Origin of the sequence: Paenibacillus sp. LjRoot153 (assembly GCF_964253085.1) — a bacterium.
Classification (GTDB): domain Bacteria; phylum Bacillota; class Bacilli; order Paenibacillales; family NBRC-103111; genus Paenibacillus_E.
The window spans coordinates 3792571-3816731 of sequence record NZ_CAXUQH020000001.1 but is presented as its reverse complement, the minus strand read 5'-3'; the positions used below and the strand labels follow the sequence as shown (position 1 = coordinate 3816731).

The 24161-nt window shown below is 41.3% G+C and carries 23 protein-coding genes; all 23 read right to left on the bottom strand.

Annotated elements, in window-relative coordinates:
* Positions 1 to 21: 21 nt before the first annotated feature.
* Positions 22 to 1119 carry a transcription termination factor NusA gene (gene nusA / locus ACSQ8P_RS16185; protein WP_068662546.1) on the bottom strand — a complete coding sequence of 366 codons (1098 nt, stop codon included), beginning with the start codon at positions 1117 to 1119 and terminating at the stop codon, positions 22 to 24.
* Between the two features lie 36 nt (positions 1120 to 1155).
* The gene (rimP, locus tag ACSQ8P_RS16180) at positions 1156 to 1620 is read right to left on the bottom strand and encodes a ribosome maturation factor RimP (protein ID WP_436236092.1); all 465 of its coding nucleotides are present in this window, start codon (positions 1618 to 1620) and stop codon (positions 1156 to 1158) included.
* A gap of 194 nt (positions 1621 to 1814) precedes the next feature.
* A complete protein-coding gene (locus ACSQ8P_RS16175) occupies positions 1815 to 6125 on the bottom strand; it encodes a PolC-type DNA polymerase III (protein ID WP_436236091.1) in 4311 nt (1436 codons plus the stop codon).
* Between the two features lie 66 nt (positions 6126 to 6191).
* The gene (gene proS, locus ACSQ8P_RS16170) at positions 6192 to 7640 is read right to left on the bottom strand and encodes a proline--tRNA ligase (RefSeq protein ID WP_436236090.1); all 1449 of its coding nucleotides are present in this window, start codon (positions 7638 to 7640) and stop codon (positions 6192 to 6194) included.
* A 21-nt stretch (positions 7641 to 7661) separates the two neighbouring features.
* Complete coding sequence (rseP, locus tag ACSQ8P_RS16165) at positions 7662 to 8921, bottom strand: RIP metalloprotease RseP (RefSeq protein ID WP_436236089.1); 1260 nt, start codon at positions 8919 to 8921, stop codon at positions 7662 to 7664.
* Positions 8922 to 9197: 276 nt separating this feature from the next.
* Positions 9198 to 10343, bottom strand: coding sequence for a 1-deoxy-D-xylulose-5-phosphate reductoisomerase (locus ACSQ8P_RS16160; protein ID WP_436236088.1), 1146 nt, complete (start codon positions 10341 to 10343; stop codon positions 9198 to 9200).
* Positions 10344 to 10366: 23 nt separating this feature from the next.
* The gene (locus ACSQ8P_RS16155) at positions 10367 to 11161 is read right to left on the bottom strand and encodes a phosphatidate cytidylyltransferase (protein ID WP_436236087.1); all 795 of its coding nucleotides are present in this window, start codon (positions 11159 to 11161) and stop codon (positions 10367 to 10369) included.
* Between the two features lie 75 nt (positions 11162 to 11236).
* Positions 11237 to 12007, bottom strand: coding sequence for an isoprenyl transferase (locus tag ACSQ8P_RS16150; protein WP_436236086.1), 771 nt, complete (start codon positions 12005 to 12007; stop codon positions 11237 to 11239).
* A gap of 68 nt (positions 12008 to 12075) precedes the next feature.
* On the bottom strand, positions 12076 to 12630 hold the full coding sequence (gene frr / locus ACSQ8P_RS16145; protein ID WP_056625017.1) for a ribosome recycling factor: 555 nt from the start codon (positions 12628 to 12630) through the stop codon (positions 12076 to 12078).
* Between the two features lie 3 nt (positions 12631 to 12633).
* The gene (pyrH, locus tag ACSQ8P_RS16140) at positions 12634 to 13359 is read right to left on the bottom strand and encodes a UMP kinase (protein ID WP_056625013.1); all 726 of its coding nucleotides are present in this window, start codon (positions 13357 to 13359) and stop codon (positions 12634 to 12636) included.
* 90 nt (positions 13360 to 13449) lie between these two features.
* Positions 13450 to 14100, bottom strand: coding sequence for a translation elongation factor Ts (gene tsf, locus ACSQ8P_RS16135; protein ID WP_436236085.1), 651 nt, complete (start codon positions 14098 to 14100; stop codon positions 13450 to 13452).
* Between the two features lie 116 nt (positions 14101 to 14216).
* The gene (rpsB, locus tag ACSQ8P_RS16130) at positions 14217 to 14915 is read right to left on the bottom strand and encodes a 30S ribosomal protein S2 (protein WP_056625008.1); all 699 of its coding nucleotides are present in this window, start codon (positions 14913 to 14915) and stop codon (positions 14217 to 14219) included.
* 248 nt (positions 14916 to 15163) lie between these two features.
* Positions 15164 to 15679 carry a hypothetical protein gene (locus tag ACSQ8P_RS16125; RefSeq protein ID WP_436236084.1) on the bottom strand — a complete coding sequence of 172 codons (516 nt, stop codon included), beginning with the start codon at positions 15677 to 15679 and terminating at the stop codon, positions 15164 to 15166.
* Positions 15672 to 16247 (bottom strand): hypothetical protein, encoded by a 576-nt coding sequence (locus ACSQ8P_RS16120; protein ID WP_436236083.1) that lies wholly within the window; start codon positions 16245 to 16247, stop codon positions 15672 to 15674. The genes ACSQ8P_RS16125 and ACSQ8P_RS16120 overlap by 8 nt, the downstream gene beginning before the upstream one ends.
* A gap of 31 nt (positions 16248 to 16278) precedes the next feature.
* Positions 16279 to 16599, bottom strand: coding sequence for a hypothetical protein (locus ACSQ8P_RS16115; RefSeq protein ID WP_436236082.1), 321 nt, complete (start codon positions 16597 to 16599; stop codon positions 16279 to 16281).
* A gap of 18 nt (positions 16600 to 16617) precedes the next feature.
* Complete coding sequence (locus ACSQ8P_RS16110) at positions 16618 to 18033, bottom strand: DUF342 domain-containing protein (RefSeq protein WP_436236081.1); 1416 nt, start codon at positions 18031 to 18033, stop codon at positions 16618 to 16620.
* A gap of 28 nt (positions 18034 to 18061) precedes the next feature.
* Positions 18062 to 18850, bottom strand: coding sequence for a FliA/WhiG family RNA polymerase sigma factor (locus ACSQ8P_RS16105; RefSeq protein ID WP_171635824.1), 789 nt, complete (start codon positions 18848 to 18850; stop codon positions 18062 to 18064).
* Between the two features lie 19 nt (positions 18851 to 18869).
* Positions 18870 to 19301 carry a hypothetical protein gene (locus tag ACSQ8P_RS16100; protein ID WP_436236080.1) on the bottom strand — a complete coding sequence of 144 codons (432 nt, stop codon included), beginning with the start codon at positions 19299 to 19301 and terminating at the stop codon, positions 18870 to 18872.
* Positions 19301 to 19795, bottom strand: coding sequence for a chemotaxis protein CheD (locus tag ACSQ8P_RS16095; RefSeq protein WP_436236079.1), 495 nt, complete (start codon positions 19793 to 19795; stop codon positions 19301 to 19303). Before ACSQ8P_RS16095 ends, ACSQ8P_RS16100 begins: the two co-directional genes overlap by 1 nt.
* Positions 19792 to 20412 (bottom strand): chemotaxis protein CheC, encoded by a 621-nt coding sequence (locus ACSQ8P_RS16090; protein ID WP_057315683.1) that lies wholly within the window; start codon positions 20410 to 20412, stop codon positions 19792 to 19794. The genes ACSQ8P_RS16095 and ACSQ8P_RS16090 overlap by 4 nt, the downstream gene beginning before the upstream one ends.
* 3 nt (positions 20413 to 20415) lie before the next feature.
* The gene (locus ACSQ8P_RS16085) at positions 20416 to 20877 is read right to left on the bottom strand and encodes a chemotaxis protein CheW (protein WP_057315684.1); all 462 of its coding nucleotides are present in this window, start codon (positions 20875 to 20877) and stop codon (positions 20416 to 20418) included.
* A gap of 27 nt (positions 20878 to 20904) precedes the next feature.
* On the bottom strand, positions 20905 to 22977 hold the full coding sequence (locus tag ACSQ8P_RS16080) for a chemotaxis protein CheW (RefSeq protein WP_436236078.1): 2073 nt from the start codon (positions 22975 to 22977) through the stop codon (positions 20905 to 20907).
* Between the two features lie 44 nt (positions 22978 to 23021).
* Complete coding sequence (locus ACSQ8P_RS16075) at positions 23022 to 24146, bottom strand: protein-glutamate methylesterase/protein-glutamine glutaminase (RefSeq protein WP_436236077.1); 1125 nt, start codon at positions 24144 to 24146, stop codon at positions 23022 to 23024.
* Between the last annotated feature and the right edge of the window lie 15 nt (positions 24147 to 24161).

Sequence of the window (24161 nt, the reverse complement as noted above, 5' to 3'; positions counted from 1 at the left end):
CCCCTTGTTCCAAACAAAAACTTAATCGATGCTAATTGAATCTTGGTGCATCTCTTCCGAGTAAGTTTTCACTCTGCCATATTCTTGTTCTGCTTGTGTTTCACTCTTGATATCGATTTTCCAGCCTGTTAGCTTAGCAGCTAAACGGGCGTTCTGTCCTTTGATCCCAATTGCCAGAGAAAGCTGATAATCAGGTACAATGACTCGTGCCATTTTTTCATTTTCATGAATCTGAACTTCAAGCACTTTAGAAGGGCTTAGCGCATTCGCTACATACTCTTCTACGCTTTCCATCCAGCGAACGATATCAATTTTCTCTCCGCGCAGCTCGGTTACAATTGTTTGTACGCGAAGTCCTTTAGGACCTACGCATGATCCGACTGGATCAACCTCTGGATTACGAGAATGAACAGCAATCTTTGAACGGAAGCCTGCCTCACGTGCAACGGAACGAATCTCTACTACGCCATCGAAAATTTCAGGAACTTCAAGCTCAAATAGACGCTTCAACAACCCTGGATGTGTTCTCGACAGAATAATTTGAGGACCCTTTGTCGTGTTCTCAACTTTCGTAATATAAGCTTTAATACGATCTCCCTGTTTGAACTTATCCGTAGGCATAAGCTCCGTAAGTGGAAGAACAGCTTCTACTTTGCCAAGGTCAACATAAATATTACGTTGGTCTTGACGCTGCAGGATACCCGTTACGATATCTTCTTCTTTATCAATAAACGCATTATAAATTAAGCCACGCTCGGCTTCGCGGATACGTTGCGTTACAACCTGTTTAGCAGTTTGTGCTGCGATACGTCCAAAATCACGAGGCGTCACTTCAATTTCAACAATATCATCCAGTTGGTAGTTCGGATTAATTTCACGTGAAGCATGAACCGAAATTTCCAACCTTGGATCCAATACGTCCTCTGTTACGGTCTTCCGTGCATAAACCTTAATAAGACCCGTATGTCGATTGATATCTACACGAACGTTCTGTGCCGTGTTGAAATTACGTTTATAACTTGAAATCATCGCCGCTTCAATAGCATCAATGAGTAGCTCCTTGGAGATACCCTTCTCTCGTTCAATTTCCGACAGCGCTTCAATAAAATCCGTGTTCATTTGAACTGAGTCCCCCCCTTCAATAAGTAACGATTACTAAAATACGATAGCGAGACGTGCACTAGCTACTTTGGCAACCGGAATGCTGACTTTCTTTTTACCAATCTCGATCACGAGTACTTCCTCGTCATAAGACTGCAACAACCCTTCAAACTCCTTAGAACCGTCGATCGGTTCATACGAGGTAACAAATACGTGACTATTAACGGCCTTATAAAAATCTTGAGTTTTCTTAAGCGGACGTTCTGCTCCAGGAGAAGAAACTTCCAAGAAATAAGCATCAGTAATCGGATCTTTCTCATCCAATTGAACACTTAAGTATTCACTGATGCGGCCGCAATCATCTATATCAATTCCGCCTTCTTTGTCAGCATAGACGCGAAGGAACCAATTGCTGCCTTCTTTGACATATTCAATATCAACGATTTCAAACCCATTTTGTTCAACAAAATCCTTCAGCATGTCCTCAATGATGGATTTGATTTGCTCTTGTGTAGCCACAGATATGTGTACCTCCTAAATTGACTTCTCCTTGTCGTATCCCGAAAAGTCCTATATCAAAATGTAAAGAGTGGGTTTCCCCACTCTTTAATCACAAGATGATATCCTCATTATTGCCAATAAAAATTATACCATAACCATTCTTTGCATTACAATAGCAAACTTGTTAATCATTTTCACTTGACAGCTGATTTTTAGAACAAGGAAAGCTGATTGGATTCAGGCATACCACGGAAGCACCCCATAGAAGTCAGCAGCTCTATGACGGTTTTAGAAGCTTTAGATTTATTCTGGAAATCCTCAATTGATAGGAAATCGCCTTCTTCCTTGGCGGCAGCAATATTCTTAGCAGCATTTTCGCCAATTCCCGACATCGCAGCAAACGGTGGAATTAAAGAATTGCCATCAATAATAAACTTCGTTGCATCGGAACGATAGATATCGATCGGCTTGAAACTGAAGCCGCGTGACGTCATTTCCAGAGACATTTCAAGAATTGAAACCATGGCTTTCTCTTTCGGCAGAGCTTGGAAACCTTTCGCTTCGATCTCAACTAATTGTCTGAGAATCGCATCATATCCTTGGCAGAGCAGTTCAAGATCAAAATCAGCAGCACGAACACTAAAGTAAGTAGCATAGTAAGCAATCGGATGATACACCTTGAAGTAAGCAGTACGAACGGCTGAGATAACGTAAGCTGCAGCATGCGCTTTTGGAAACATATACTCAATCCGTTCGCAGGATTCAATATACCAAGCGGGAACATTACAACGCTTCATCTCATCTTTCCATTCGTCAGTCAAGCCTTTCCCTTTACGAACGCTCTCCGTAATTTTGAAAGCAAGACCTGCATCCATTCCCGCCTTATAAATCAGATAAAGCATGATATCATCCCGACAACCAATAACAGTCTTAATGTTACAAATCCCTTTTTTGATAAGCTCTTGCGCATTCCCCAACCAAACGCCCGTTCCATGTGACAAACCTGAAATTTGCAATAAGTCAGCAAAAGAAGAAGGCTGCGTTTCTTGAAGCATCTGACGGACGAATTTAGTACCCATTTCGGGAACGCCATACGTAGCCACCGGCGAACGAATCTGATCCGGTCTTACGCCTAATGCATCCGTGGAATTGAAGATACTCATGGCCTTGGCATCATTCATTGGAATCGTTGTTGGATCGACGCCAGTCAAATCCTGAAGCATTCTCATCATCGTCGGATCGTCGTGTCCCAGAATATCTAATTTGAGCAAGTTCGCATCGAAAGCATGATAGTCAAAATGTGTTGTCATCCATTCTGAATTCTTATCATCTGCAGGGAACTGAACCGGCGTAATATCATCGACCTCAATGTAATCAGGAACAACAACAATACCGCCTGGATGCTGCCCCGTACTTCTTTTGACCCCTGTACAGCCTGAAGCCAATCGAGCAATTTCTGCACCGCGCCATTTCTGGCCTTGTTCTTCTTCATATTTCTTCACGAATCCGAAAGCCGTTTTCTCAGCAACAGTACCGATAGTCCCTGCACGGAATACATTCTTTGGTCCAAAGATCTCCTTCGTGAAGTTATGCGCAACCGGCTGATAAACCCCAGAGAAGTTCAAATCGATATCGGGAACTTTATCCCCTTTAAATCCTAAGAATGTTTCGAACGGAATGTCATGCCCATCCCCTTTTAAATTCCCGCCGCAGGAAGGACATACTTTATTCGGCAAATCGAAACCACTTGGTACACTTCCGTCAAGGAACCATTCGCTGTGCCTGCAGGAAAGACATATATAGTGAGGTGGCAAAGGATTAACCTCTGAAATCCCCAACATCATGGCAACGACAGAGGAACCAACTGATCCCCGAGAACCTACCAGATAGCCATCCGCGTTTGATTTCTTAACCAGCCGTTCTGAAATCAAATAGTTGGCAGAAAATCCGAATTTAATAATAGGAACAAGCTCTTTCTCTAATCGAGCAATAATGACTTCAGGGAGCTCTTCACCATACATACTTTTCGCAGTATTATAACATGTCGTACGAATCTCTTCGTCAGCACCTTCAATAATAGGTGTGAATAGCTTGTCTGGGAAAAGCTCGATAGTTTCAAAACGATCAGCAAGATCATTCGTACTGCGAATGACAACTTCAATCGCCTTCTCTTCACCCAAAAACTTAAACTCTTCGAGCATCTCTTTCGTTGTACGGAAATGTGCGTCAGGCTTCTTCATCGATTTCAATGGGCTAAAACCTGTAATTCCATTAATCGTAATATCCCGACAAATTTTTTCACGTGGATTCAGATAATGAACGTTCCCTGTCGCGATGACCGGCTTACCCGTTTTATAACCGATTTCACATACACGCCGAACAGCATCCTCTAGATCTTCTTTAGAACCAACCAATCCTTTTTCTACGAGATGCATATTATAGCTAACTGGTTGAATTTCGAGAATGTCATAAAACTCTGAAACTTGCTCAGCCTCTTCAATTGATTTGTTCAGTACAGCTTCGAAAAACTCACCCTTTTCACAACCAGAGGTAACCAAGAGCCCCTCTCTGTGCTCAACTAACACACTCTTGGGAATCGTCGCAGCTCGCTGCAAGTATGTGGTATGAGACATGGAGATCAGTTTAAATAAATTTTTCTTACCAACTGGGTTTAATGCGTATATACAGCAATGAAATGGACGCTGATTAGATAAATCTTTACCTACATAATCATTCAATTTCGCAAGGCTCGTAATCTGACGATCATTAGCCTCATTAATTAAATGATAAAGCACATAACCCAGCGCAATCGAGTCATCAATCGCTCGGTGATGATTATCGAGACTTACTTTAAATTTATCAGACAATGTATTTAATCGATGATTTTTCATAGATGGGAAGAGAAATCTCGCAAGCTCTAACGTATCAAGTACCGAATTCGTAACCTCAGGTAGGTTCATGCGCTTTAAATTCGCTTGAAGAAAGCCCATATCGAAACGCGCGTTATGCGCTACTAGCACGCAATCGCCAATAAACTCTATAAACTTAGGAAGCTCGTCCTCTATATCTGGAGCATCCTTCACCATATCATCATTAATATTCGTTAACTGCTGGATGTTATAAGGAATTTTCTCGTGCGGATTAATGAATGTGGCGAAACGATCAATCTCTTTGCCATCTTGCATTTTCACGCCAGCCAACTCAATAATGCGATTATTTATTACCGAAAGCCCTGTGGTCTCCACGTCGAAAATAACATAAGTCGCTTGTTTCAGGTCAAGATCTCGACCATTCATAACAATAGGGACAGAATCATTCACGACATTCGCTTCAACACCATATATCACTTTAATGCCATGCTTTTTGGCCGCTTTCCCAGCGTCAGGGAAACATTGAATATTACTATGATCCGTAACAGCTATTGCTTTATGTCCCCATTTGGCCGCCATTTTCACATATTGGTCTATCGGCGTCAGTGCGTCCATCGTACTCATCGTTGTGTGCAAATGAAACTCTACACGCTTCTCAGCAGCGTCATCCATACGATCCCTTGGTGCCATCACTTCGTATAGATCATTCGGTATCATGACAAGCTCTGGGATTTGCATGAACCGATCATACTCTACTTTTCCTCTGGCCCGAATCCACGTACCATTGGCAAGTAGACTCATGATCTTCACATCGTCTTTCGTTTTCGCGAAAACCTTCATAGCTAGTGAATCACTGAAATCCGTAATATTAAAAGTAAATAACGTATTTCCATTTCTTAATTCTTTGACATCTAAGCCAAATACTGTACCTTGTACAGCAATTTTCTTCTCTTCTTCTTGGATATCTTTAAGTGGAGTTGGAACTTCCTTTATATCAATGCCCATGACTAGCTTCAAGTCACCCTCTGGTAAAGAAGATTCTTCTTCCTCCATATCGATGGACATCATGATTTCTTGTGTATATGTTTTTTCACCTTGTTCACGTTGCTTTGCAAATTTCTCATATTCTGCAACGATTTCTGTAGTGTCACTTATTGCATACTTGACAGATAGTTCTGTTTGAAAAAAATTATGAAAAAAATTCCGAATAAACATATCGATATTCTTTTTCTTCGCTAATTCTAGTCCTATAGCATCCAACATGATCAACGATAGTGCATTACCCTGTACCTCGAACCTAGCTTTCGACATCCAACCATTTACAGAAGGGACTTCTCGCTGTAACCATTCCATAAATAAACCCCAGTACTCCTCAACGAGAGCAGCAGGTTCTGTCTGTTCAAATTTCCAAATAAACCGAATTTTTGCGATCTGTGCGAACTTCTCTTGGATCATTTTACAAAATGAACGATAAATGTTCAGAGGCACAAGGTCATTTTTCACCAAATAGAACGTCCAGTCACGATTTTTCCGACTAATTTCTACTTGATCAATGTAGCCTTCTGTAAAATATGACCGTACAACATCGGCTGGAATCTCGGCTTGCTGCATCAAAAGCTCAAAGCGATTCCGTTTATCAGCCAAATTACTCATGAACAGCCTCCCCATAAAACATACCAAGGGCAATGGAGTTAGACCTCCATATGCCCTTGATTGTAATTAATAGCTTCGACCAAAGACAACTGTATGCTTGGAAGGATCACCACACACAAGACAAGTCGATTTGGTTTCGGATGGTGTGAACGGGATATTACGGCTTGTTGCTCCTGTTTCTTCCTTCACTTGCGATTCACAAGCGTTAGATCCACACCAGCCAGCCAAGGCAAATCCGCGTTTCGTCTCCAAAAATGTCTTAAATTCATCGATCGTATCTACCGCAATATAATGCTCGTCACGGAATTGCTTCGCTTTATCATACATCTGCTGATGAATCTCAGCAAGTAAATTTTGAACTTCTTGCACGAAGTCCGACTGTTGAATAATTTTCTTTTCTCCACTTACGCGAGAAACGAGAACAACTACACCATTTTCCATGTCGCGAGGACCGAGTTCTACACGAATAGGAACGCCGCGCATTTCGTACTCATTGAATTTCCAACCTGGACTTTGATCAGCACGGTCATCCACTTTAACGCGAACGCCAGCTTTCTTCAGATCCGCAAACAGCTCGTCAACGCGCCCAATTACTTGTTCACGTGTTTTGGGAGGTCCAATTGGAATCATGATGACTTGCGTAGGTGCAACCTTCGGTGGTAGCACTAATCCGCGATCATCCCCGTGAACCATGATAAGTGCGCCAATTAATCGCGTACTAACTCCCCATGAAGTTGTATGTGCAAATTGGTGTTGATTCTCACGATCTAAGAATTTGATGTCAAAGGCAACTGCGAAATTCGTTCCTAGATAATGTGATGTCCCTGCTTGAACAGCTTTGCCATCCTTCATCATAGCTTCAATGGAGAATGTATCTATGGCACCTGCAAATTTCTCAGATGGCGTTTTTTGTCCTACGATTACTGGAATCGCTAGGAAATCTTCCGCAAATTGACGATAGACATCTAGCATTTGCATCGTTTCACGGCGAGCATCTTGCTCATCTTCATGCGCAGTATGTCCTTCCTGCCACAAAAACTCAGTTGTACGGAGGAACGGCAACGTACGTTTCTCCCAACGAACTACGTTTGCCCATTGATTGATTAACAATGGAAGATCACGATAGGAGTTAATCCATTCGGCGTACATGTGCCCAATCATCGTTTCGGACGTAGGACGTATAGCCAAACGCTCTTCTAACTTCTCTCCACCTGCCTCAGTGACCCACGGAAGTTCTGGATTAAAGCCCTCGACATGCTCTTTTTCCTTTTGGAAAAAGCTCTCTGGGATAAACAACGGGAAGTATGCGTTGCGATGACCCGTTTCTTTAAATTTGCTATCCAACTCACGCTGAATATTTTCCCAAATTTCATAACCATCCGGTTTAAACACGATACACCCACGAACCGGGGAGTAGCTCATTAAATCTGCTTTCTTAATAACATCTATGTACCATCGGGAGAAATCTTCTCCTTGCGGTGTAATTTCTTTGACAAATTGCTTATCGTTTGACATAAACCCTCCCACAGATTAGGACTAACCCTTAATCAATCGTAAAATATCATTGTATGTAACAGCGACCATCAACAGCATTAGGAGTGCAAAACCAACAAAATGAACCATACTCTCTCGGTTCGGGTCTATCGGTTTCCCTCTCAATGCTTCTAAGCCCATGAAAAGCAGTCTGCTTCCATCTAGCGCAGGGATTGGTAATAAATTAAAAATACCTAGATATAAGCTTAATGTGGCTGCCCAAGAAATTAAGTAAGTCAGTCCCATTTTAGCAAATTCAGCAGATACCTGAGCTGTTCTCACAGGACCCCCGAGATCATCTAATTTGAATTGAAGCATAACCAGTTTTTGCAAACCTGTTACGATTCCAATGGTTGTACCCACAACCTGATCATAGGTCCCTGTAAATACTTCCCCCAACGTTGCACTTCTACGATCACCGCTAATGACAACACCAAGCTTCCCAGCTCCTGCTTCCATTTCTGGTGTTACTTGAAGTGTAATTGGATTACCTGCGCGATCTATCACCCATGTCATGGGCTTCCCTGCAGAAGATTGTATCGAGGTAACGAGTTTCTCCCGATCATCCCCTATAGGCTGCTTATCAATGGACATGATGATGTCGCCCTTCTGCAGACCTGACTTCTCACCTGCTTTGCCTGCAAGAACAGAATCCAGTTTCACATTCGTGAAGACACCAGACATAATCACCACAATGAAGAACAAGACAATGGCCAAGATAAAATTCATGACTGGTCCCATAACGATAGCAATGGCACGTTTCCCAACGGATTTAGAGCCAAATTGACGATCATAAGGAGCTATTTGCGTTTCTGTCCCCTTCGTCACCATCATGGCTTGCGGATCAATCGGATAAGTCACTTTCTCACCGTCAACATCAAGGGATATGCGGAGAGCTCTCTCTAAATCAATGTGTTCCACGACACCCATGATGACGTTAGAACGACGATCTAATTGATCAAGATATAAAAATGTAACTTCATTCTGTTTGTTTAATTTAATTGCAACCGTCTGTCCAGGATTTACTTGGACAATTTCCGGGTCTTCCCCTGCCATACGAACAAATCCACCAATCGGTAAAATCCTTAACGTATAACGGGTTTCCCCTTTTTTATATGAAAATATTTTGGGACCGAAGCCAATCGCAAATTCACGAACTAAAATACCTGCACGTTTTGCAAAGTAAAAATGACCCCATTCATGAATCGTAACAAGAACGAAAAACAGCAGAATAACCTTTAACCCAACTTCAATAGCCGACAAGTCGTATTTCCTCCTTCGGGTTTTCTTCAGAAAACTACCTTATGTAGTAGCAATGACCCGACGCTTTCGGTAAGTGAGCCTACCTTCTAAGCATCTACTTCAGATCAGCTGTTCTTGTTCTTAGATTACCACTATTGAACGGCCGAATACAAGCTATGCCCGCACAGGTCATTATACGAACTATGTGAAATATTTAGACTTTGCTTTACAAACTCGCTGTCGGAAATTGAAAAGAAGAGCTGAGCCATGCAAGCTGACCTCATCTCTTCCTGACATTTAGAAACGGATAGACGCTGCAAACGATCTAGCCCATTGATCTTGTTCGTGAATAACCTCAATTGTTGGGTTAGCATATGGCTCATGTTTTTGCAAAGATGCTTCGATAATGTCCTCAATCTGTAGAAATGAGATGTCACCCTTAAGGAAACGAGCCACCGCAATTTCATTAGCAGCATTATACACGGTTGGTGTAATTCCACCTTGTTTACCACTTTCAAATGCCATGCGCAAGCAAGGAAATCGTGTATAATCCATCTCACGGAAATGAAGTTTACCGATTTCGGCTAGGTTTAATCTTGTTGTTGGAGTTGGATAACGATCTGGATACGTTAACGCATACTGAATGGGAACCCTCATATCAGGATTTCCTAACTGAGCGATGACACTATGATCGACAAATTCAACATAAGAGTGAATCACACTTTCAGGATGAAGCAACACTTTGATATCCTCATAAGCCAACCCGAAAAGCCAATGTGCTTCCATGACTTCAAGACCTTTGTTCACCATCGTAGCGGAGTCAATCGTGATTTTTGCACCCATCGACCAATTCGGATGCTTCAGTGCATCCTCCACGGTAACACCAACTAATTGTTCCCGCATGCGATCACGGAATGAGCCGCCTGAAGCCGTAATCGTAATTTGAGCAATTTGAGAACGTTTCTCACCATTCAAACATTGAAATATCGCAGAATGCTCACTATCAATAGGTAATAAGGCAACCCCTTTACGAGAAACGGCTTCAGTTACAATGTGACCCGCACTCACTAGAGTCTCCTTGTTAGCTAGTCCAATATCTATACCTGCTTCAATAGCGGCTAATGTTGGTCTTAAACCTTGACTCCCCACTAGTGCACTTACAAGTAAATCCGCATCTGTGCCAGCAGCGACCTCCAACAATCCAGCTTCACCATAAAGAACCTTAATACTTGATGGAATTTGACTAGCAACAGTTTCGGCCAATTCCTTCGTAGCAACAGACACGAGCTTAGGTCGAAATTGTTTAGCCTGCTCAACGACAAGATCACTGTTATACCCAGCTGATATCGCTTCAACTTGAAACTTTTCTGGCGAATGTTGGACAAGATCCAAGGTTTGAGTACCAATGGATCCTGTTGATCCCAAGATGGCAATTTTCTTCATATGTTCAACTCCGCTCATGAGAATTAGTTAGGAATCAAATTGAGCAGATAGATAAAGGGGAAAACAATTAACCAACTATCCATCCGATCGAGTACGCCACCATGACCTGGCAGCAGAGTTCCCGTGTCTTTAATTCCTTTAACACGCTTATATGCGGATTGAATTAAATCACCAATTTGTCCTACTACAGCAATAACAAATCCTAATAATAGTGCTTTCCCTACACTTAAGAGATCCGGTGCGTACAAAGCAAAGCATACTGCCAATATCATCGCAATAACTACTCCACCCAGTGCTCCTTCGATCGACTTTTTAGGACTTATTTGTGGCCATAGAGGGTGCTTACCTAACTTCGAACCGACAAAATAAGCACCTGCATCGGATGCCCAAATACAAACGAACACCATGATCGTCCAGAACAATCCATTATCCGCCAGGCGAGCCTCGATCATATAGTTGAAACCAAACCCAATGTAAACGACACCTAGTAAAATCACAGAAACTTGATCAATCGTTATTTTGTTCTTGGAAGCTACTGTAATGAAAAGCAACAAAAACATGGCAAACCAAATAACAGCTGTAAACGAAAATGTCCATGTTATACCTAACAATCCCCATGGGATCGTTAAACATAGAAGTGCTAAGAGCCCAGCAACAGCTGTAAGTTTAAATGGCATATACCCATTCATTTGTAAGTACTCGCGGTAACCAATTATCGAAACGAGTACGATTAAGCCTGCATACCACAAATCACCAAGTATTAAAAGTGTAATAAATGCAAGACCGGCAATAACGCCAGTTATGATCCTTTGTTTCAAGTTGAATCCCCCTAGATGAACAACGTCTATCTCTAAGCCATCCCATTTAGTGAAAAACGATTACACAATCAGATGTTAAATACCGCCGTATCTTCTTCCGCGGCGCTGATATTCAGCAATGGCTTGCATAAATAAGTCCTCTGTGAATTCTGGCCAATAGGCATCTGTGAACCATAATTCCGAATACGCTAATTGCCATAGTAAAAAATTGCTCAATCGCAATTCTCCACTCGTACGAATCAACAAATCGGGGTCAGGTAAATCTGACGTTAACATATAGGATGAAAAGAGTGACTCGTCTAACTCATCCAGGTTCAAGTTTCCGTTTTGCAGATCCTTCATCATATCCTGAACACCTGTAATGATTTCCTTACGTCCGCCATAATTTAAAGCAAAATTCAAAATAAGACCCGTGTTATCTTTCGTTCGCTCGATCGCACCTTCTATAGCTTTCAACGTATAGTCAGGTAGACCATCTTTCCAACCGGTCATTCGAATACGCACGTTGTTCTGAATTAATTCTTCAATTTCCAAAGGGAAAAACTCTTGAGGCAGCTTCATTAGAAACTCGACTTCTTCTTTCGGGCGTTTCCAATTTTCAGTGGAAAAAGCATACATGGTTAATACTTTGACACCAATATCATTCGCTGCCATAGTAATCTTCTTTACATTTTTCATGCCCGAATGATGGCCCGCTACACGAGGCAAGCCTCTTTGTTTGGCCCATCGACCATTTCCATCCATAATAATCGCAACGTGCGCAGGTACTTTGTCCAGCTCTATTTCAGTTGTTCCATTCTCTGGCATACGTGTTGGATTTAACCATTTCTTAAATAGCTTGAGCACAGTTGTTCCTCCCAACTAGGGAAAGATGAAAAACCCCCAGCAAATGATTACCCGGGGGCATATCTATCTTATACTTCCATGATTTCTTTTTCTTTAGCAGCCAAAACTTTCTCAACTTCAGCTACGAATTTGTCGGTAAATTTCTGAATGTCCTCTTGATGCTTACGGGACTCATCCTCAGAAATACCTGCTTTCTCAAGCTTTTTAATTTCGTCGTTTGCATCACGGCGAATATTACGAATTGCGATTTTGGCTTCTTCGCCAAATTTCTTCGTCATTTTCACCAAGTCGCTACGACGCTCTTCTGTTAATGCAGGAATAACAATACGAATAACGATTCCGTCATTCGATGGTGTTAAGCCTAAATCCGACTTCATAATTGCCTTCTCAATAGAAGACATAGAGCTCTTATCCCATGGTTGAATGAGAAGAGTACGTGAATCTGGTGTTGTCAAATTAGCTAATTGATTAACAGGCGTCATTGCGCCATAGTATTCCACTTGAATACGGTCTAATAACGAAGGCGTTGCACGTCCCGCACGAAGAGAAGTCAAATCTCTTCTTAGCGCTCCAATTGCTTTGTCCATCCGATCTTCTGCGTTCTTCTTCACTGATTGAGGCATGGTTTATACGCTCCCTTTAACTGTAGTCCCAATTTTATCGCCAAGGACCACTCGTTTGATATTCCCTTTTTCCGTGATATTAAACACAACCAACGGAATGTTGTTATCCATACAAAGGGAAGATGCAGTGGAGTCCATGACACCAAGGTTATTGCTTATAACTTCCATATAGGTTAACGTTTCGAATTTCTTCGCTGTTGGATCTTTGAATGGATCAGCCGAATATACACCATCCACTTTATTTTTGGCCATAAGAATGACTTCTGCTTCAATTTCTGCAGCTCTCAAGGCAGCCGTCGTATCCGTCGAGAAGTAGGGATTACCTGTTCCCGCGGCGAAAATAACTACTCTACCCTTTTCAAGATGGCGCATAGCTCTCCTGCGTATGTAAGGTTCAGCAACTTGTTGCATAGTAATGGAGGACTGGACTCTTGTTGGTACCTCAAGGTTTTCCAATGCATCCTGCAAAGCAAGTGAATTCATGACAGTAGCCAGCATTCCCATGTAATCCGCTGTTGCCCGATCCATTCCTTTCTCACTACCCGCGATTCCACGCCAGATATTCCCACCGCCAACAACAATAGCAACTTCAACATTTAACTCTACAACATCCTTCACTTGTTGAGCAATGGAGGTAATCACTTCTGAATCAATGCCATATCCCTGCTGTCCGGCTAAAGCTTCGCCGCTCAATTTAAGCACTATTCTTTTATAAAAAGGTTGACCCAACTTGTATGACCTCCGTTTCCATGCATAACTCCATGTCTTTAAGGGCTAAAAAAGAAGGAACACCAAGTGTTCCAACTTTTTGAATACCTATTATAGTTTAACTTGGGACATAACTTCTTCCGCAAAGTTTTCTTGTTTTTTCTCAAGACCTTCACCAAGTCCGAAACGAACGAAACGACGAATGGAGATGTTCTCGCCGATTGCAGCGATTTTCTCGTTCAACAATTGGTCGATTGTTTTGTCTGGATCTTTAATGAAAGATTGCTCCATTAAGCAGAACTCTTCGTAGTATTTACCGATACGGCCTTCGACCATTTTATCGATGATTTTTTCTGGTTTACCTTCGTTCAAAGCTTGGTTACGAAGAATTTCTTTTTCTTTTTCCAAAGCTTCTGTTGGTACTTCTTCACGACGAACATACGATGGGTTTGCTGCTGCAATGTGCATAGCAATGTCTCTGCAGAACGTTCTGAATTGCTCTGTTTTACCAACGAAGTCAGTTTCACAGTTGATCTCAACAAGAACACCAACTTTACCACCAGCGTGGATGTATGATTCTACAGCGCCTTCTGTAGCAATACGTCCAGCTTTGTTAGCTGCTGCAGAAAGACCTTTCTCACGAAGAAGTTCACCTGCTTTAGTGATATCGCCGTTTGCTTCTTCAAGTGCTTTCTTGCAATCTAACATCCCTGCACCTGTTTTTTCACGTAATTCTTTTACTTGTGCTGCTGTAACTGCCATGTAAGAAACCTCCTGTGAAATAGTTATTGTTTATATGTAACACCAGTTTATTCTTTAAAAAAAGGGTGGTGACAGGCTGTTACACCTTCCAACCACCCTTTTCACATTGCTATAATTTAAGCTGTTGTTTGCTCGCCTTGGTGTGCTTCGATAACTGCATCAGCAATTTTCGCTGTTAACAATTTAACTGCGCGAATCGCATCATCGTTACCTGGAATCACGTAATCAATTTCGTCTGGATCGCAGTTTGTATCAACGATACCAACGATTGGGATACCCAATTTACGAGCTTCTGCTACAGCAATACGCTCTTTGCGAGGATCGATAATGAAAAGTGCACTCGGCAAACCTTTCATGTTCTTGATTCCGCCTAGGAATTTCTCAAGACGCTCTTTCTCTTTGCGAAGAATGATAACTTCTTTCTTAGGAAGAACTTCGAAAGTGCCATCCTCTTCCCATCTTTCAAGAGTTTTCAAGCGATCGATACGTTTTTGAATTGTTTGGAAGTTAGTCAATGTACCACCCAACCAACGTTGGTTGATGAAGTACATGCCACAACGTTCTGCTTCTTCAGCAACGGAATCTTGGGCTTGTTTCTTAGTTCCTACGAAAAGGATTGTACCATTGTCTTCGGATACGGATTTAACAAAGTTGTAAGCTTCCTCAACTTTTTTAACCGTTTTTTGAAGATCGATGATGTAAATACCGTTTCTTTCAGTAAAGATATACTTGTCCATTTTCGGGTTCCAACGACGTGTTTGGTGACCGAAATGTACGCCAGCTTCTAAAAGCTGTTTCATGGAGATAACTGCCATCCCCAATCCCTCCTCTAAATGGTTTATTTGGTATCCGCCGCCCCTCGCATCTTTGCATAAAACCTACCGAAGTAAGCACCATTATGCAAATTGACGGGCGTGAGTTTTTAACACCGTGAATAAATATACCACAACTGAAAACAAGGTGCAACCTTTTATCCTGAATGTCATTCTTCCCTTGAATTGGATAGTTTATGTATAAGCAAACAAAAAAAGATCTCTATACAAAGATCCTTTTGCTACGTAAACTATTGAACTGTAATAAGATTCGTTACAATTGTCGACATCTCCATTTTACCCTCAAACTCGTGGTATCCGACTTGAATTTTGGTGTTTCCACCTTGTTTATCGAGTTCAGTAATGAATGCCTTACGATCCGAAATTACACCTGCTCGAAACAATAAATCAGCAACTGTCGAAGCATCTAGGTTTTGCTGAACATAAAGAACGATCTTAGAAGAAGCCGCAGGCGGGGATGCTTTAGGCTGATCTTGTGGTTTCGTTGCTGCTAACTTATCCGATTCTTCTTTTAGCTTCTTCTGGATGGCTGCATCTAATTCCGCTTGGGTGTACATTTTCACATTTTTCTCAAGCACTAAATAGTATTTTGAGGCCTCTTCCTTGAGCTTCTGAGGATCCATCTCCTCCAAAGATATACCAGTCTTGCTTGGACTACTAGGACGAATCAGCATCACTTGAAGAAGAATACCGCCAACAATAATACCTATCCCAATACCAGTAACTAAGGCTCTATTTTTAAACACGGGTCCGTTCCTCCTGTCTTGAAAGCTGAAGGATCAAACTGACCTCGCCTTTATTCATACTTAGCTTTTTGGCAATAGCCTCCACGCTTTTCCCTTGATCATGTAAAGTAAATAATTCGGAATATCTGCTCTTCATACTTAATCCTACATACGCAGGCTCTTCTGGAAGAGGATCAGGAGCAATCTCGATTACGTTTACAGATGCAGGAATCCCATGATTAGGTGTGTTTAAAGCACTAAGCATTTCAGCCGGAGAAAGAACTGGTTGCTGATTCACATGAAGAGTCGTAAGTTCTTTGGACAGTTCGTGCTTTTGTCGCTCCAAAGTTTCCAAACGGCCAGCTAACTTAGCAAGCTCCACTTCATAATCTTGTTTTGTCTTTGAAAATAGATCAAGCATCGCTTGATTTTGTTCATCCATTTCAGCCGCGAAGTGTTCTATCGTATCTTCGATTTCCTGCACAACCGTAGCATTTGCGGATGAAGCCGTAATTTGTTCCTTCGGTATAAATCTCGCATAAACAATCATCACAAGACCGAGAAGGATGACATATAGCACCGGCTGCATAACCATAAAGTTCACCTTTTCCTATAGCAAGTTAGAGGGAGAAGTCAATGTGATGACCTTTATAAGGATGGTCTGGATGGTGTTCCGGACCCATAGAAAGATTATCTAATTGCCCTCTTTTCTTACTTTTACCTATTTCCGTTTTTTTCTGTTCACGACGATCCATAATATCAGCTCGCCCACTCTCTTCGAGTTTGCTTGCCCGCCCTCGATCACGTTCCGTTGTTTGTGTAGCTTGGTTTTCTAGAATTGTTCCATCTTGCCGCGGCTTCTGCATCAATTGATTCTGCTTAATACCAGCCTCATCGTTCTTGTGTACAGCGAATTGTAAATCGATGGCTTTAAAACTCATCGTCTACTCCCTCCACACTTACACATTTGCACTCATGACAATGTCGCCATCACTTAATCGGAATGTCATACGGTTCGTAGGATCTTTAATAAATTTGGTGTAACGACCAATGACGATTTTGGTACCACCATAAATCGTCGAAATAACTTGAACCTTGGCATTCTCAGAATCCTCTAGAGATTTCTCAATTTCCAAAATCCGCTCCTTGATCGATACTTGTTCGTCCACTGACTGCTTCTTCGTATTATTAAGTTTAATACGCATGGCTAGCTTATCAGGGCTGAGCTGACCCGCGGCAGCTAATTGATCCAACAAAGTAAGCGCTTTACTCGTTTTCTCCATATTCTCACTCAGTGACTTTAGTTGGTTACGAAGTTGAATCATCTCATTACGCAATTCTGGCAGAACACCGACTTCAATCACAGTTGCCGTTGACATTGAATTCCCAATTGTTCGAGCCGTAACGCGTTCTCCAGCTTGAATTGTCCCACCAACGATTAAACCTTTTGCCCCCACACAGTTGACACTTCTACCCGCTCTTACCGTCGAATGCATGATGCTTTGGGAAACGTTTAGGTCACCAGAAACTTCAATCGTTGCATCTTGAATGAAAGAACTCTTCACATTCTTCCCCGCTTTGATCAAAGCTTTATTTTGCCCAACAATGCCTGCCGAAATTTCAATTGATCCTTCTGCTTCAAGCTCCGCGGCTTCAACACCACCAGTAACACGAATGTCTCCAGCTGCACGAATTTTAAAACCAGGCAAAACATTTCCTCTTACAACAACTGTTCCGATAAAGTCAATGTTGCCAATATTATAATCGACATCCCCATTAATCTCATAAACAGGGAATACATTTATTTTATCTCGATCCGTTCGGACTACCATGCCATCAATCGTTGCGTATAGCCCCATCTGCTCCGCATCTGTTACAACATTTTTACCTACTTTGAATCTAGCTTCTTTGCCTGATTTTGAAAAAAGCGTTTCACCAGTTACAGCACGACCAGGCGTACCAGCTGTAGCTAAAAACCGTTGACCAATCAATTGACCTTTTCTAACATTATGAATGGATACGACTTCTTTATAATTGACCCGGCCGTCTTCCAGCTCCAAGGGTTTTTTTTCATTGTCATCGAAGTCAAAAGACAATTTAATATAGCCATTTTGACCATCAACCTGTTTAGTTCCTGTTGCAATTAATGTCTTTTTAAGTAAAAAAGATTTTGGATTTGCTGCAATTTCTGCAAGCACAACTTGATTTACACCATGAATAATACGATTTTTTTGAACCATGTCTAATAATTGCCCAATTGAGACTTTAAACGTATCTTCTGTATTACTGATAAGTAGATGAGCAGATAACTTGTCATCTGACACAGTAATACTAATGAAGAAATCCAAAGGCATGTTCCCTTCACTCACGGACATACCACCTTTCCATACTTTCAGAATAAGTTTAATTATCTTGAAAAAGTTGATTTTTAAATCGTCCGAGCACACCTTTTAGTCTTAAGATCGCTTTAGAATGCAATTGAGAAATGCGAGATGGTGATAAACACATGACCTCAGCAATTTCACTTAATGATAATTCTTCAAAATAAAATAGTGAAACAACGGTTCTTTCTTTTTCTGTCAAGCGATCTATTGCTTTCGCCAATGACTCTTTCAGATAAAACTCGTTTACTTGAGACTCTGGGTTTTTGGCTTTCTCATCAACAATGAGGGATAATCTGGTTTCTGATTCTTCTTCTCGTATGGGATCATCAATCGAACAAATCGTCGTAACAGAGATATCCTGTAACATCTGTTGAAAATCTTGCTCGCTAATTTGTAAAAATGTGCTTATCTCCGAATCTGTAACAGATCGAAGATATTGTTGTTCGAGTTTCTGATAAGCGTCTTCCACTTTTTTAGCTTTTTCTCTAACAGACCTCGGAACCCAATCTCCTTGTCGTAAGCCATCAATTATTGACCCGCGAATTCTCCATGAAGCATAGGTTTCAAATTGTAACCCTCTTGCATAATCGAACTTCTCAATAGCATCAATTAATCCCATAACTCCAAAGCTAGATAAGTCATCTTTGGATACACTTTTAGGAAGACCAATGGCTAACCTGCCAGAGACATATTCAACTAATGGTAAATAGTTCTCAATTAGAGCTTGTCTCGCAGCTATAACCCCTTGTTCTTTCCATTGTTTCCACAAATCAATATTCGCAAGCTGAACTTGCTTTTGATCAATCATAATTAATGATACACCATCCTTAATCTTCAGACATTCGCCTCAAGGCACCCGCCAGTTGTTCAGGGTCCAAATTATTCTTGGTGACTAGCTTAGGTGGATTCAATGGTGAAAATTGCATATCATTAGAATGTGCATCTTTTGTCTGATTCGTGTGGTTCGACTTCATTAATTGGCGTGTTTCCTCATCCTCATCGGGTGTGCTCAAATCTAAGTTTTGACCAACCTCGGATGAGGAGTTCTCGAGTGATGATACCTCAAGTGAAGAAACAGGTCCAATTAATAGTCCTAAGACCCATCTAAATCCAAATGTTACAACGAATAAAATGAGAAAGCTATATCCGGCTTTGATGCAGGATGACAAAAATAGATTGTTGCCTATCGACAAGGTGAACGTAAAAATTCCAACTAACAAAGCAACGATGAGATTTATTCGTATAGTTCCAATCATCATTAAATTTCCTTTACTCCTAATTGAACACTACGGATCAGGAGGATCCCTGTCGCACTAAAGAACTCAATCGTACGACCATAATTAGCTCCTGTATCCTCTGCCAGAATAGGAATCTTGTAACGATTTAACATTTCTTTACAAGATTCTACATTTCTCGGTCCGATTCTCATCGTATCATTATTTCCGGCAAATGCAAACATTTGAGCACCACCAGCCAGCTTGGCTTCAAGCTTGCTTATGTTGGCTCCTAACTTTTCCATTTTCGAAATAAGCTCTGGAATAGCCGTATCTGCGTACTTAGCAATGTTCAATGAACCTTCTCGCGCTATTTCAGATGAAGGCAGCATGACGTGTGCCATACCTGCTACTTTTGATCGGCTGTCGTATAGGGTAACTCCTACACATGAACCTAATCCTGTTGTCTTCAAAACTCCAATTTGATGAGCAACATTTAAATCAGCCATACCTACTTTAATTAAGTTTTCTAGCGTCATGGAGAGACTACCCCTAATGCCGAAAAGATTTTACCAAACGATTCAGGATCAGGGATTAAGAAAAAGTGCCCTTGCACTTCATTCTCCCCTTCCAAAAATTTAGTATCAATGAGAAGAGCCTGGTCTCCCATTTGACCAAATTGCAATAAACCATAGCTTAAAATTGCACCAGCCATGTCGATCGCCAGCGCTGGAACCGTCGGCTGCATATTTAAATTCGTAAAATCGGCAAGCGAGGATAAATAAGAACCGGCAAGTATGTTTCCAATTTCATTCAGTGCTGATAACTCTAACTCTGAATACTCTTCTTGATCAGGTATTGACAAACCAACCAAATCATGAAGCATATTTTTGGCAGCGTCCAAGTCAAGAATGAAAAACATATTTCCCGGGGCATCCCCTTCAACACGTAAGAAAATGGCTAATACGACAGTCTCAGCCCCGCCAACACTTTCGCAGATTTCTTCGAAAGGCAACATTCTTACTTTTGGAACCAACATATCAATCGGCTTATCAAGTAAGGTAGAAAGCGCAGTCGCTGCATGTCCTGCACCAATATTCCCTACTTCCTTAAGCACATCTAATTGAAAATCCTCTAATTGGCTAAAAACGTCCACAAGCTATTCCTCAAATCTTTCTAGTTGCTGAATTTCACTACGATTCAAAACTTGCTCTAGGTTTAGAAGTACCAATAATCGACTCTCGCCTACACGAGCGATTCCATCTAAGTATTTCGCTTTAATGCCACCAACAACTTCTGGCGGTGTATTAATATTATCTGTATCGACATCAATAACATCATTGGCCGAGTCAACAATCAAACCCACTTCAAATTCAGCTGCAGAAACGATAATAATACGAGTTGCATCCGTACTTGCTACCTCTTCAAGACCAAATCTAGCGCGTAGATCAATAATTGGAATTACGATACCTCGTAAATTAATAACACCTTTAATAAATTCTGGCGCTTTAGGTACACGTGTCATTGGTTGCATTCTTTCGATCGTTCTAACCTTTTCTACTTCAACACCATACTCTTCCGATCCAAGTGCGAAGACAATTACTTTTTTTTCTTCTCCCATTGTCAAATCCTCCTTAACGAATATGGTTTATTTAATCAATGCATTAGGATCAATGATCAAAGCAACTTGTCCATCCCCAAGGATGGTTGCTCCAGAAATTGCGAAAATACCCGTTAAATATTTACCTAGTGTTTTTAACACGATTTCTTGTTGACCAATAAATTCATCCACCATAAGTGCTACTTGCTTATCGCCTTTGCGAACAACAACGATTTCTGTTTCTTCTTCCAAATCCTCATTAAAATCAGGCACTTGGAATAATGTGCTCAAGGACAATAATGGAATGACCGTTTTGCGATAATCGATCATTTTTGTACCTTGGATGTTACGAATTTGCGACTTCTGAATGGCTGAAGTTTCAACAATAGAAGATAATGGGATCGCATATTTCTCGCTGCCTAAACGTACTAACATCGCCGAGATAATGGAGAGTGTCAGTGGCAGCTGCACGGAAAACTTACTTCCGAAGCCTGGTTTAGAATCTACCTGAACATGTCCGCCTAGCATCTGAATCTTTGTTTTCACGACATCTAAGCCTACACCACGTCCAGAAATATCTGAAATTTTCTCAGCCGTACTGAACCCTGATGCAAAGAGCAGGTTATACACTTCATGATCTGTTAATTTAGCTGCTTGCTCTGCCGTAACGAGACCATTTTTCAATGCAGTTTTCAAAACTTTATCTCGGTAAATCCCTTTACCATCTTCTTCGATTTCAATAAAAACATGATTCCCACTGTGGAATGCACGAAGTTGTATGGTGCCTTGCTCTGGTTTACCCACGGCTACACGTTCACTGATCGATTCAATACCGTGATCAACTGCATTTCGCAATAAATGGACTAACGGATCACCAATTTCATCAATGACAGTTCGATCTAACTCTGTCTCAGCTCCTGTAATCACAAGTTCTACTTTTTTGTCTAAGGATTTAGCTAGATCTCTAATCATACGTGGAAATCTATTGAATACCGAATCTACTGAAACCATCCGAAGCTTCAAAACGATATTTTGCAAATCACTGCTAACACGGGACATATGTTCAACCGTCTCGGTTAGATCATTCCGTTTCACTTCACTCGCTAATTGCTCGAGTCGAACGCGATCAATCAATAGCTCACTGAATAAATTCATCAGTGTATCTAAACGTTCAATATCAACACGAATCGTGCGGCTTGCAACAGGAGCTCCGCCTGCTGCTGGTTTAGCAGCACCTACATTCGTAGCAGGTTCTGAAGCTCTGGATGCAGCTCCTTCAGTTGAAGGCACCGAAGTCGCAACAGCAGAAGCAATTTCTTGGCGAGCTGTTTCAATCTCTGCCATCGGACGGGATAATTCTGCAAGAGATTCTGTATCTACGGTTATAATAACAGCAGAAGCAATTTCAGAAACATTTAAAATTTCTTTCTCAAGCGTTGCTTGATCAACTTTGGAGATAAAGTACAATGAGAACGAGCGATCAAACTTCTCTTGTTCGATTTCTTGAACGGAAGGCGTCGACTTAATAATTTCGCCCATTCTTTCCATAGCATCGAATACCATATAAGCACGTGCAGCTTTTAACACACAGTTTTCATTAACACTGACTTCGATATAAAACACTAAAAAGCCAGAATCGATCGACTGTTGAAGAATTGAGTATTGAAACTCATCCACTTCAATGCCTTTAGCTGGTTCTTTTACGGCAACTGTAGTTGTAACCGCTGGGCCTTTTTTGTAGTCACCTGTCACGATGGATCTTAGAGAGGTAACAATTGGACTTACATCCGCTTTGCCTGTTCCGCCTTGAATAATATCTTCAACCATGGATTCCAAGGAGTCCAAGCTTTTGAAAATACAATCAAATATGTAAGAATCCATATCAATTTTGCTATTACGGACAAGGTCAAGCACATTCTCCATATCATGCGTAAGTGCTGCGATGTCCTCGAATCCCATTGTTGCAGACATCCCTTTTAACGTATGAGCCGAACGAAAAATGTTATGTACAATGCTTATATCTTTCGGATTACTTTCTAAATTAAGAAGATTTTCATTCAATGATTGCAAATGCTCTTTTGATTCATCGATAAACATCGATAGATATTGACTAAGTTCCACTTCCACACACCTCCAATAGAATCATCCAGTAACCAATGTTTGCTTTAGTTCATTTCATTCTGTATGCACCTAGATAAACGAACCGCAATTTCCTGCTGAGGTAACACATGCATTGCAGCTTGATTTTCTACAGCGGCTCTTGGCATTCCATACACGACACAAGTTTCTTCCGCTTCGGCAATAGTTGTTGTAGCCCCCGATTGTTTCAACGCAAGCATCCCTTTGGCTCCATCACTTCCCATACCAGTCATCAAAACGACATGTCGTTTTAACTCATTCAAACTTAGTAAGGATTCAAACATCACATCTACTGATGGTCGATGACCTGAAACAGGTTCATCTTTTGTTAATCGAATTTTGTAAGTTCGGTTCGAATCTTTGTGAATAACCATATGCCATCCACCTGGTGCCACATAGGCAGTCGCTGTTTGAAGCACTTCACCATCAGCAGCTTCTACAACTCTAATTTGAGAAATATCATTCAAACGTTGAGCAAGTGATTTGGTGAAGTTTGGCGGCATATGTTGAACTATTAAAATTGGTGCTGGAAATCCTGCAGGAATATTGGAGATAACTTGATGTAATGCTCTCGGACCACCAGTTGAAGTCCCTATGGCAACTACATGAGTAAAATGTGTCGTAGTTGGGATAGTCTGAGCAGCTGAATCTGATTGTTTTAAATTGTCTTTCAGCATCTTGGATCTCAAAGACAATGGATTAACCTTTGTTACTGGCGACTGCACACTTGCTTGTTGGCTGACATTCATTTTCGAACGTACGGCGATTAGCAGTTTATCATGCAGCAATAGCTTAACTTTATACAAATCCAGAGAGATGGATCCCGATGGCTTTCGAATAAAGTCTACTGCCCCCAACTCCAATGCTTTAATCGTCTCAGAAGCGCCCTCTTGCGTTAAAGAGCTCAGCATAATAACGGGAGTTGGCTGCTCTTCCATGATGTGTTTAAGCGCATCCAATCCATTCATCACAGGCATTTCGATATCCATTGTGACAGCATCCGGTCGAAGCAGCTTAACTTGTTCAATTGCTTCTTGACCATTCTTAGCAGTACCAATAACTTTAAATTGCGGATTCTCTGAAATTAAATCACTTACTATTTTTCGCATAAAGACGGAGTCATCTACGACAAGAATGTTATATATTGCCAAGCTGCTTCCCCCCTC

Bases quoted from the DNA above. Each gene is read 5' to 3' on its own strand.
- nusA (WP_068662546.1), bottom strand. From the start codon at position 1,119: ATGAACACGGATTTTATTGAAGCGCTGTCGGAAATTGAACGAGAGAAG.
- ACSQ8P_RS16175 (WP_436236091.1), bottom strand. From the start codon at position 6,125: ATGAGTAATTTGGCTGATAAACGGAATCGCTTTGAGCTTTTGATGCAG.
- proS (WP_436236090.1), bottom strand. From the start codon at position 7,640: ATGTCAAACGATAAGCAATTTGTCAAAGAAATTACACCGCAAGGAGAA.
- ACSQ8P_RS16160 (WP_436236088.1), bottom strand. From the start codon at position 10,343: ATGAAGAAAATTGCCATCTTGGGATCAACAGGATCCATTGGTACTCAA.
- frr (WP_056625017.1), bottom strand. From the start codon at position 12,630: ATGCCTCAATCAGTGAAGAAGAACGCAGAAGATCGGATGGACAAAGCA.
- tsf (WP_436236085.1), bottom strand. From the start codon at position 14,100: ATGGCAGTTACAGCAGCACAAGTAAAAGAATTACGTGAAAAAACAGGT.
- rpsB (WP_056625008.1), bottom strand. From the start codon at position 14,915: ATGGCAGTTATCTCCATGAAACAGCTTTTAGAAGCTGGCGTACATTTC.
- ACSQ8P_RS16120 (WP_436236083.1), bottom strand. From the start codon at position 16,247: ATGCAGCCGGTGCTATATGTCATCCTTCTCGGTCTTGTGATGATTGTT.
- ACSQ8P_RS16115 (WP_436236082.1), bottom strand. From the start codon at position 16,599: ATGAGTTTTAAAGCCATCGATTTACAATTCGCTGTACACAAGAACGAT.
- ACSQ8P_RS16110 (WP_436236081.1), bottom strand. From the start codon at position 18,033: ATGTCCGTGAGTGAAGGGAACATGCCTTTGGATTTCTTCATTAGTATT.
- ACSQ8P_RS16105 (WP_171635824.1), bottom strand. From the start codon at position 18,850: ATGATTGATCAAAAGCAAGTTCAGCTTGCGAATATTGATTTGTGGAAA.
- ACSQ8P_RS16100 (WP_436236080.1), bottom strand. From the start codon at position 19,301: ATGATGATTGGAACTATACGAATAAATCTCATCGTTGCTTTGTTAGTT.
- ACSQ8P_RS16095 (WP_436236079.1), bottom strand. From the start codon at position 19,795: ATGACGCTAGAAAACTTAATTAAAGTAGGTATGGCTGATTTAAATGTT.
- ACSQ8P_RS16085 (WP_057315684.1), bottom strand. From the start codon at position 20,877: ATGGGAGAAGAAAAAAAAGTAATTGTCTTCGCACTTGGATCGGAAGAG.